The 3120-nt window shown below is 59.7% G+C and carries 1 protein-coding gene and 1 pseudogene; one reads left to right on the top strand and one right to left on the bottom strand.

Annotation, left to right across the window (positions count from 1 at the left end):
• Positions 1-477: 477 nt before the first annotated feature.
• A complete protein-coding gene (locus QN357_RS18380) occupies positions 478-2388 on the bottom strand; it encodes a KUP/HAK/KT family potassium transporter (protein ID WP_323505331.1) in 1911 nt (636 codons plus the stop codon).
• Positions 2389-2823: 435 nt separating this feature from the next.
• On the opposite strand from QN357_RS18380, the pseudogene QN357_RS18375 reads away from it, so the two are divergent.
• A pseudogene (locus tag QN357_RS18375) lies at positions 2824-3120 on the top strand (hypothetical protein); the annotation flags it as partial.

Below are 3120 nucleotides of genomic sequence, written 5' to 3'. Positions count from 1 at the left end.
CGCCATTCGTTGCTTTCTTACGTCTTGGGAGTCGTTGTCCTAGCGACAACGATCAACCTCGTTTCCGGACTCGCCCACTAACCATCTGCTTCAGCGCACCACGTACTCGCTCGAGACAAAACGTCTGGAGAAGGAACGAAGCATCCCCAGTGTTGCCAGAAAGGCGCTCGGGTCCCGGTTTCGTGTTCTGCTCCATACCGGTCAGGGCCCCGTCCCGGGGCTTGATTCGCGCGCGAGCTCCGTCTCGAAAACTCAGAACTAGACAGCCGTTGCCTGGCGGCCTTCCGAGCCCAGATGCGTGCGAGCCTCCCTCAACCCTTTTCGTTCTTCTTCGGCCAAAGGGTCACCGTTGATGGTCTTCCTTGGCGATCGCGCTTTTCCCGTCCTCTGACCCAACGATGTGGCCGTGAACTTCAGCAAGTGTTAGCGGCCTGGGGTTGTGGGATCGTCAACCGTTTCTTTGAGTTGGTCCGAGGTTTAGAGGAGTGCTTCGCGGGCGAGGACGATGGTTCTGTCTCGGGGAAGCTCGATGACGTCGACGGGGTCGGGTGCGAGCCTGTCGAGGGCTAGGAAGAGGACTTGGGCCCAGCGAAACATTTTGCTCCGCCGGTTGTAGCGGGGTACTGGGGTGGAAATGAAGAATGTTGCGCGTGAGGAAGCGAAATTTACTAGCGCTGTCTTGTCAACGGTGTGAGCTTCGGTCAGCAGTTCTGTCATCCGGGGTTGCTCAAGGAATCCGACTTTCGCGACGACGCGAACGATTCCGGAGGGGAACGTTTCGACGTTGATTCGTTGTTTCATCCCGACGGTGGAGGGGACGTCGATCGTTGACCAGCTCAAGAGGATGGAGCGTTTCTGGAGGGCATGATTTTGAGTGACCATTGTGCGCAGGGCAACGGGCACAATATTTGGATTCCGGGTAATGAACACTGCGTCTCCGGGAACCCGGAACAGGTCCCCTTTGGCGCGTGTGAGAAAGGACTCCAGGTCGCTGAGGGGGAGCTCGCCGATGCGTCGTGCGGCGCGGATGCGTTGCTGTCCTATCCACCATGAGCCCATCACTGTGAATATGATTGCGCCAATTGCCAGTGGGAGCCACCCTCCCGAGGTCGCTTTGGGTAGGTTCGCAACGAGGAACGCGACAGTCACCAGGAGGATTGCGCCTGCGGCGAGAATTCTTGGCGTGAGGCGTCTGGAGTGTGCCCAACTCCAGGCCAGGTAGACGATGCTGGTGATGGAGATGGTAGTGGTGACAGCGATGCCGTATGCGGAGGCCAACGCGGCGGATCCTCGGAAGCCAATTGTCACGGCGAGCACAGCAAGTGCAAGTAGGACGTTGATGGCTGGAACGTAGATCTGGCCCTCGTTCTTTTCCGATGTGTGAACTACTCGAAGTGGAGGGAAGAGCCCCAGACGCCACGCTTGATGGATGACGGAGTATGTCCCTGAGATCACAGACTGGGAAGCGATGATCGTGGCGGCCGTGGCGAGGATGACCATGGGGAGTTGACCCCACGCGGGAACGAGGCCGAAGAAAGATGAGGTCGCCTCCTGCGGGTGGCGCAGAGCCAAGGACGCCTGCCCAAGATAGTTGAGGACTAGGGCGGGAAAGACGACCCACATCCATGCGCGCGTGATCGCTTGTCGGCCGAAATGGCCTAGGTCGGCGTAGAGGGCTTCGGCTCCCGTAACGGCCAGAACGATCGCGCCGAGGGCGAAGAATGCTGTCCCGGGCTGGTCGATGAAGAAAAGTACAACCCAGTGCGGTGAGAGCGCTTGAAGGACCGCGGGGTCCTCCAGGATCGATGCGCCACCCGTCACTGCGAGGACAAGAAACCAGAGCAACATTATCGGGCCGAAGAGCCGTCCGATTGTTCGGGTGCCAAATCTTTGTATCGCAAAAACACCCAGCAAGATCACGACTGCGATCGGCACCACAAGGGCGGACAGGGTCGGCTGGATCACTTCTAGACCTTCTACTGCGGACAGGACCGAGATCGCGGGGGTGATCACGCTATCGCCTAGAAACATTGCGGCACCCAGCATGGCAACAATAGTGAAGGTCGTGAGGGTTCGAGCTTTCAGACCGCTCCGGCGGAGAAGCCCGAATAGTGCGAGAAGCCCACCTTCGCCTCGGTTGTCAGCCCGGATCAGGAAACGCACGTAGAGGATCGTGACAACCAAAGTGAGCGCATAGAGGATGGTCGCCGTCGACCCATACACATATTCGGCCGACGGTCCGCTGACATCGAAACTGCCGGCGTCAAACGTCGTCGTCGCCGCGTAAAGCGGGCTGGTGCCAATATCGCCGAAGACGACACCCATCGCCGCAATCATGGGACCCACAACCAAAGCCGGACCGCGTGCGCTCAATTTTTCCAACTTCACGAATCTTTCTACATCCAAGACAGGCTCACGGCAGCTGGGACCGCTGTCGATCCGGTTAACGGTTAGCGTGCGAAGCGGTCTTGAAGGCGCCGCGTCAACTAACTCCTGAATCCTAGGGTGCGTGGAGAGCGTTATGTGCCGCAACGGGTATCGTGCGACGTGTCGGCAACCATCGGTGAGCACCAAGTCGACCTGGCCGGCGCCCACTCCAGAGTTCCCACGGACCGCCCCTCTCTGTGAACCTCCGGAAATAGATGGAAGGCCCGGCGGCTGGGGTGCGTGAAGCCCTGGTCGTCATCGAAGGCGGTAACACCACGAGCAGGGCGGCGATGCGGGTCGAGACGCGGTGGCGGGTTAGAGCACGGTAGGTGGTCATCGCGGATTCGTCTTCGGTGTTTCGTCCCGCGAGCTCGAGCAACACGTACATTTTTCGACATGATCTCCAACACCATCCCGTCGTTGCGGCAGAGCAGATCGACTGCATACGCCACCCCGACCGGGCTGCGGGCAACGGCGGTTCGTGGTCGATTCCCGGCCCGATACGGCAGCATGGACCCCATGCAGGCCAACTCAGAGTTCAAGCCGGAGTTCTTAGAGATCAACCCGCTCTTCGCCCGCCCGGGAGAGGACAGCGTTGTCCCACGCTATGTCCTCTGCGCGGACCCGATGGAGCCGGAGACGGCGTACCAGATCATCCACGACGAGATCATGCTCGATGGCAATGCCCGGCTG

It is taken from the genome of Cryobacterium sp. RTC2.1 (assembly GCF_035018685.1).
GTDB lineage: Bacteria > Actinomycetota > Actinomycetes > Actinomycetales > Microbacteriaceae > Cryobacterium > Cryobacterium glucosi.
This window is presented reverse-complemented; position numbering and strand designations above follow the sequence as displayed.